The 6,353-nt window shown below is 67.7% G+C and carries 9 protein-coding genes; 6 read left to right on the top strand and 3 right to left on the bottom strand.

Annotation, left to right across the window (positions count from 1 at the left end; all coding sequences use genetic code 11):
* Together AC1DBQ_RS20650 and AC1DBQ_RS20655 are read left to right on the top strand one after the other, a co-directional pair.
* The coding region (locus tag AC1DBQ_RS20650) for a type II toxin-antitoxin system Phd/YefM family antitoxin (RefSeq protein WP_476930288.1) at positions 1-281 on the top strand (281 nt) is incomplete at its 5' end.
* 8 nt (positions 282-289) lie between these two features.
* Complete coding sequence (locus AC1DBQ_RS20655) at positions 290-676, top strand: type II toxin-antitoxin system VapC family toxin (protein ID WP_476930289.1); 387 nt, start codon at positions 290-292, stop codon at positions 674-676.
* A 5-nt stretch (positions 677-681) separates the two neighbouring features.
* Here AC1DBQ_RS20655 and AC1DBQ_RS20660 read toward each other — a convergent pair whose 3' ends face one another.
* The gene (locus tag AC1DBQ_RS20660; protein WP_476930290.1) at positions 682-1,149 is read right to left on the bottom strand and encodes a hypothetical protein; all 468 of its coding nucleotides are present in this window, start codon (positions 1,147-1,149) and stop codon (positions 682-684) included.
* Between the two features lie 410 nt (positions 1,150-1,559).
* Positions 1,560-1,733: a hypothetical protein gene (locus AC1DBQ_RS20665; protein ID WP_476930291.1), complete on the bottom strand. Its 174-nt coding sequence runs from the start codon at positions 1,731-1,733 to the stop codon at positions 1,560-1,562.
* A 432-nt stretch (positions 1,734-2,165) separates the two neighbouring features.
* Between AC1DBQ_RS20665 and AC1DBQ_RS20670 the strand changes: the two genes are divergently transcribed.
* Positions 2,166-2,348, top strand: coding sequence for a PspC domain-containing protein (locus AC1DBQ_RS20670; RefSeq protein ID WP_476930292.1), 183 nt, complete (start codon positions 2,166-2,168; stop codon positions 2,346-2,348).
* A 207-nt stretch (positions 2,349-2,555) separates the two neighbouring features.
* Positions 2,556-3,020 carry a hypothetical protein gene (locus tag AC1DBQ_RS20675; protein ID WP_476930293.1) on the top strand — a complete coding sequence of 155 codons (465 nt, stop codon included), beginning with the start codon at positions 2,556-2,558 and terminating at the stop codon, positions 3,018-3,020.
* 178 nt (positions 3,021-3,198) lie between these two features.
* Here the strand turns inward: AC1DBQ_RS20675 and AC1DBQ_RS20680 are convergent, their stop codons facing one another.
* Positions 3,199-3,729 carry an SRPBCC family protein gene (locus AC1DBQ_RS20680; protein ID WP_476930294.1) on the bottom strand — a complete coding sequence of 177 codons (531 nt, stop codon included), beginning with the start codon at positions 3,727-3,729 and terminating at the stop codon, positions 3,199-3,201.
* A 108-nt stretch (positions 3,730-3,837) separates the two neighbouring features.
* Here AC1DBQ_RS20680 and AC1DBQ_RS20685 point away from each other — a divergent pair, with 108 nt between their 5' ends.
* The gene (locus AC1DBQ_RS20685; protein ID WP_476930295.1) at positions 3,838-4,314 is read left to right on the top strand and encodes a winged helix-turn-helix transcriptional regulator; all 477 of its coding nucleotides are present in this window, start codon (positions 3,838-3,840) and stop codon (positions 4,312-4,314) included.
* Positions 4,315-4,512: 198 nt separating this feature from the next.
* The gene (locus AC1DBQ_RS20690) at positions 4,513-6,222 is read left to right on the top strand and encodes a BTAD domain-containing putative transcriptional regulator (RefSeq protein ID WP_476930296.1); all 1,710 of its coding nucleotides are present in this window, start codon (positions 4,513-4,515) and stop codon (positions 6,220-6,222) included.
* Positions 6,223-6,353 lie beyond the last annotated feature (131 nt).

Raw genomic sequence — 6,353 nt, forward strand, 5'->3', positions numbered from 1 at the left:
CTACGGAGGCTGGCATGACAACAATTCCGCACCGCGAACTTCGCAACCAGAGCAGCAAGATTCTTGAGCGTGTGAAGAACGGCGAAACCATTGAGGTGACAAACAATGGGGAAGTCGCCGCCGTTCTCATCCCACCGTCCTCCTCCCCGTTCGAGCGGCTGCTTTTGGCAGGGCAGATGCGGCCGGCCTCCCCGGGTGCAGTTGATTTTCAGTCGCTGCCGAGGGTCAGTTCAGCGACCATGACCACGGAAATCCTGGACGACCTTCGCGGGGACCGTTGATCCTCTACGTGGACACGTCGGCGGCCCTCAAACTCGTGGTGGAGGAACCGGAATCGGCGGCCCTGGCAATGTACCTCGAGGCCGCCGTGTCCMGCGGCGACAAGCTGGCGGCTTCCATGCTCCTGTACACGGAGCTTCACTGCGCCGCCAACCGGCGGGGACTTCCCGGCGGGCTGGTTAATTCCGTGCTGAGTGGAATCAGTCTGGCGGACGTGGCGCGCTCGGACTTGATGTACGCGGCCGCCTTGCCCGGGCGGCTGCGCAGCGCCGATGCCATTCACTTGGCGGCGGCGATCCGCCTCCAGGCTGATGTCCTGATTGCCTACGACGCCGGACTGCTGGCCGCCGCCGTGGACGCCGGCCTCAACGCCCTCTCCCCCGGCGTCCCGGACTGAAAGCCTCACCCCGCCGGTAGTCCCTCGACGAAGGCCACCTGGGTCGAATACTGCTGGTAGAGCTTGACGGCTTCGTCGATCTCAATGTGGCCGAAGTTCAAGGCGACCTGCAGCCCCTCCAGCTKAGCGCTGCAGGTCTCGGCCGCGCTCACACGGTCTGCCAGCGAACGGGACGTGGCAAAATTCGTGGCCAGCGCCGCGGCAATGGAAAAGATCACTGCAAACAAACACAGCACACGCCACACCAGCGAGTCGTCGCTCAGGTTGAAGATTGCCGCCACCGATTCGGTGAACCCTGTGCCCCCGAAGGCGGGGCCCGCCGTGAGCGCGGCGGCCAGCGCGCTGCCCACGATGCTGATATTGGCCAGCCGGGTGCGCCGGGGTCTTTCCTTGCTGAGATAGGAACGGAGGGCCTGCTGCTTCTCGTCGATGCGGGAGGACAGCCTTTGCCGCGTATCGGATGTTTCGTCCATGATCTGGTACCAGCTTCCCTCGCCGATCGTGTCCGCACGCCCGGAAAGTGAGACCCGTCTGCCGGCGGGCCGCCTGCTTCCCTGGAATCCCCCAGCCAGGGCGGAAGCTCCCCGCCCCGTTGCCGCTCTCCTCCCGAAACGCGCACACGATTAGGATGCTCCCGCGCCGCTGCGGGTGTCTATACGCATCGTCCCGCTGTACTGCCGGAAGTTCGGCCCTGCACCCGGGTTTCCGCATCGCGCCCGGAATATCGCGGCGAAAACGGACTGCCGCGGCGTGGATCCACGCCGCGGCAGTCCGGAAACGCCGCGGAAACTAGGTTGCGACGACGGCGCACGACCCCCGCCTCCAGCACGGGAGATGGGGGCCGTGCCCGCGCCAGTACTGGCGTGCGGCTGCTGGGATTCGGTCAGCGCAGGGACCGCAGCGACGCGTACGGTTCGCTGGGGAGGTTACCGGCCGTCCAGGGGCTGATGGAGCGCACGGGCGGGGTGTGGCCCCGGCCGTCGCGGACGACCGCGACGATGGTGGCGACGGCTGCGTAGACCATGAGTGCTACGAGCAGGATGGCGGCAAATTCCATGGAAAAACACCTCGGGCGATTGATGAATCCGGTTGTTGGGGCGAGTGATGAAGTTGCTGGTCGGGGMCGGATTCCGGGGTAATCGGTGCGGTGAGGGTTGCGGTTGTGGTTCGGGTTTCCGGTCCCTTTGGGGGACATGTCCAGTTTCCGCGGCCACCGTGTGAGCCAGCGTGTGAGGGGTTTCGCGCCCGTTTCTGCTCTGAAATTGGTCCGTTCATCACCCCTGTCGAGCGTGGCCCAGCAACTCGCGCCCAAGGGCATCCGACAGGCCGACGCCGTAGCTCGGCTCCGCAGTCCCGCGCCGGCGCCGTTTAKCCCCAGGCGGGCCCTTCCCTGTACGGCCTTGTGCCGCTGGGGAAGAGCACGCTTGCGTTGTGCGGCGCTTCGGACTGGGCTGTTCCGCTGGCACAGCCACACTGCTACCTTGGCTGGATGGAACGATCTCTGATKAGGCCAAGGAACCGCAAGATCCTCGCGGGAGTCTGCGCAGCTATTGCTCAGCGCTTCGGCATCTCCGTGACACTGGTCCGCCTCGGCTTCGTATTCTTCGGCTTCTTCGGCGTCGGCGAGCTGGTCTATATCGCGTTGTGGGTCCTCATCCCCAAGGCAAAATAACGGCCGTTTGTGACGACAGCCAGCCGCGGACCCCAGCACGACGGGGGCGGCCGGCAGCGTTGCCGGCCTCCCGCCGTCGTGTCGGACTGCGAGCAGTTCCATTCTTGGTTTCCTCGCGTTTCCTGCGATCACGACGGCGGCCCGTGGCCCAGCCTTCGAGCGGGAGCCCTTGACGGGCACTGGCATACTGACGCCATGGCGATTGGAATGACACGGGGTGGAGCGGCGCTGCGGTACGGTGCCGCGGCCGTCCTGCTTGTCGCTGCCCAGCTGGCGGGCTTCTGGTTCCACTCAGCCGGCATCTACCAGGGCACCGCGAACGTTCCGCTCGCCGAATTTCCGGAGGATGTGGGCGTTTTCTACGTTCTGACCTTCGCTMCCACCGTCATCGGACTCAAATACCTGGCCTACGACTTCGCGGTGAGGGCGTTTACMAAGACCTACAGGACTCCCGCGCTGCTCGTCTGCTTCTTCATCGGCTATGCAGCCGCATTGGCCATCGACGTGGTGTGCCTATTTTCGGCGTCGAAGCCAATAGCCGATGCCGGGTTTGCCATCATGGGCGCGGTTTTCCAAACTCCGTTGGTCCTCTTCGCATTTGCGACCGCAATCGCCGCGACGGTCCTATTGAAAGACAGGCCTCCTCAAACCGGAGCTACGCAGGCCCCGTGAACGTTCACGGCGCTCACCCTATCCGGCGCCGATATTCGTCAGGCGGACCCCTCCCTATACGGCGTCGCGCCGCCGGGGACGGGCCCGCCTGCGTTGTGCGGCTCAGGTTGGGCTGTTCGGCTCGCGGGGCCCCGTTGAGGCTCGACGGCGCATGATGCCGCCGGGCCTCTGGTTCGCGTCAGCTTGCGTTGTTATTGTTCGCGGCCCTGGCTGCCGCGGCCACCTGGTGGTGCAGCTCTGCATGATCGGCTGCGGTGAGCGCCTCGTCGGCATCGAATGAGTACGGCTGGCCGACGCCGGTTTCGATGAGCGCCTTGAGGCTGCCGTTCACGAACATGCCCCACGCGTTCGAGCACACGTCATAGCACTCGTCCTCGGCGTCGAGGCCCTCGTGGGTGAAGGTRACCCGGGTTCCGGCGTCGGTCTCTTGGATGTCGAACCKGACGGTCGTGCCATTCCACTCCTGCTTGTCGGCGGTGAAGTCGAGGTAGCTGCCCGTGACGAGCCACGCGATGCGTTGTGCCGGTTCGATATCGGTGACGCGGAATCCGCTGTAGTGCAGCCCGGGGACGACGTAGAMGAACTCGTCGCCGACGGCGGTGGTCGAGCCGGTGATCCGCCCCCACCACGCGGGGACGTCGTTGATCGCATGGAACGCCTTTTGCGGCGGGGCATCCACGGTGATCGTGGTGGTGAAGTTTGCGGTCATTTCTCTGCTCCTTTGCCTACCTCCCCGGCGGAGAGGATTCCTGTACTTGCGTGATGCAAGTGAGTGTAGGCCGGGTGACTTGCATCACGCAAGTGGTAGAGTCAAGCCATGTTAGGGAAGTCTTATGACACGCAGGTGTGCTCGATCGCGCGATCACTCGAGCTCGTCGGCGAGCGGTGGAGTCTGCTCATCATCCGCGACGCCCTGTTCGCCCGGGTGACGCGCTTCGGCGACTTCCAGCACAACCTCGGGATCGCGACAAACGTGCTCACATCGCGGCTGGATTCGTTCGTCACTAGCGGCATCATGGAGCGCGCAGGTTCCGCCGACTACATCCTCACGGCCAAGGGCCGCGCACTCGCGGTCGCGCTCATCGCGCTCACCGAGTGGGGCGACGCGTGGGCGTCCCCCATCGAACCACCGATCCTGTACCGGCACGCAGCCTGCGGTGAGGGCGCCGTGCACGCGGTCGCAACGTGCGAGGCGTGCGGCGTTGTGCCTGCGGAGGAGATCGCCATCCGCCTCGGCCCCGGCATGCCTGCCGATTATCCCGCCGGGCGACGCGGAGGAACCCGCGCAAGCTGATCGAACCCCGCGACGAATGGGACTCGTCGCGTAGAACCCGCTCTCTCACGCMGCTGCGCGTCGCTCCCTGCGCCGCCGTCACTCCCCCGGCGTAGCATGACTCATATGGCCGACACTTGGATTCGGCTCCTCGGTCCGCCCAGGATCGAGTCCGCTGGCACCCCACTCCGGCAGCCCCGGGGCCGCAAGGCCTGGGCTGTGCTGGCCTACCTCGCGCTGCAACCGGACGGCACCGGCCGGGCCCGGACGGCGGCCCTCCTGTTCCCCGACGYCGAGGACCCCCTCGGCGCCCTGCGCTGGAACCTGTCCGAGCTGCGGCGGACCCTCGGCGGGGAATCGGTCGGCGGCGACCCGCTGCGGCTCGTGCTGCCGGCCGGGTGGCACTGCGATGTGCTGGCGGCCCTGCACCCCGCCGGCKACGCCGACCCCCGCGCCTTCGACGGCCAGCTCCTGGAGGGTCTGGCCTTCGCGGACTGCCCCGTGTTCGAGTMCTGGCTGGAGGACCAGCGGCACCGGCTCGAGAACTGCGTGCTGGCGCTGCTTTATGAGGCGTCGCTCGGTGCGCTGTCGGCGGGAAGGGCGGACGACGCCGTCGACCTCGCCACCCGCGCGCTGCGTCTGGACCCCTTCAACGCCGACTGCCACGCCGCGCTGATCAAGGCCCTGCTCTCCCTGGGCGAGTACCGGCGGGCGCGGGAGCAGGCCGATAAGTGCCGGGACCTCTACCGCCGGGAGCTCGGGCTCGGGCTGCCCGCGGAGGTGCGCCGGGCGCTGGCGGACGCGGACCCCGTAGCCGAGCCAGGGATGCCGGCCAGTGCGGCCACGGTGCGGTCCTACCTCGACGCCGCCGGAGCGTCGCTCTCGGCCGGCTCGGTGGACCGMGGGCTGGAGCAGCTGCGGCTCGCCGTTGGGCTCGCGCAACGGACCGATGATCATCATCTGCTCGCCGAATCCCTGGTCACGCTGTCCGGGGCCATGATCCATCAGGCCGGCGGCCGCGGTGCCGAGGTGGCCKATCTCCTGCACCGCGCGCTGTCCGCCGAAGGGCCCGACGGCGTCTCGCGGACGGCCGCTACCGCCTTCCGCGAGCTGGGCTACCTGTCCGTGCAGCGCGGCGTTCCGGACCGTGCGGCCGGCTGGCTGGACCGGGCCATGCACGCGGCCCAGGGAATCCCCGACGAGCAGGCTCGGATTCTGGCGATCCAGGGCATGCTGGCCTCGGACACCGCGCACTATGGGGACGCAGTGACGGCGTTCACCGAGTCCGGGAGACTAGCCCGCGAAGTAGGGAACCGCCGGCAACAGGCGTTCAGCGAGGCCCTGCTGGGACGCGTGCATCTGTTGCGCGGGGATCTGGAGCTGGCGGCCGCCTGCCTGGACCGTGCCCGGGACTGGGTCGCCGCGGAACACTGGACGGCGTTCGAGCCGTTTGTCGCCGGAGTCCGGGGCGAAACCTACCTTGCCGCGGGCCGGCTGGACGCGGCGGCGGACCTGATTGACCGGTCCTGGGTCATGGCCGAGCTCGCCGGCGACCATTGCTACATGGCGCTGGCGGCGGGCGCCGAAGCCCGGCTGTTCCTGGCCCACGGCGACCTCGCCKCCGCCGAACACTGGATCAACCGGGGTCTCGAACCCACGCCGTGGTACCTCTGGTACTCGGCACGGCTGCTCGATGTCGCGGCGGAAGTCGCCATCGCCACCGGGTCGCCGCGTGCTGCCGAGTTCGTGGAGCGCCTGGCCGCGCTGGCCAGCCGGAGCGGCATGCGGGAGTTMGTGGTCCGGGCGCAGTCCCATCGTGCGGTCCTCGGCGACGAGGCCGCCGCCCAGACCGTGCCCTGGCTGGCCAGGGAGATCGACAACCCCGCGCTGACCGCGTTCCTGGACCGGCGCCACGGCGTCTCGCTGTGATGGGCTTGGCCGGCACGTGACCGCGTCGTATTCGTTCCATGGCGAGCTGTGGCACTACCCCGAGGAATCCGGGTGGCATTTCATCACGCTGCCCCAGGATCTGGCCAAGGAGCTCAGGGACGACGCCGCCC

Source organism: Arthrobacter sp. 10T413_2, assembly GCF_056394205.1.

Coding starts and splice junctions, on each gene's coding strand:
- AC1DBQ_RS20685 (WP_476930295.1), top strand. CDS start 3,838: ATGTTAGGGAAGTCTTATGACACGCAGGTGTGCTCGATCGCGCGATCA.
- AC1DBQ_RS20665 (WP_476930291.1), bottom strand. CDS start 1,733: ATGGAATTTGCCGCCATCCTGCTCGTAGCACTCATGGTCTACGCAGCC.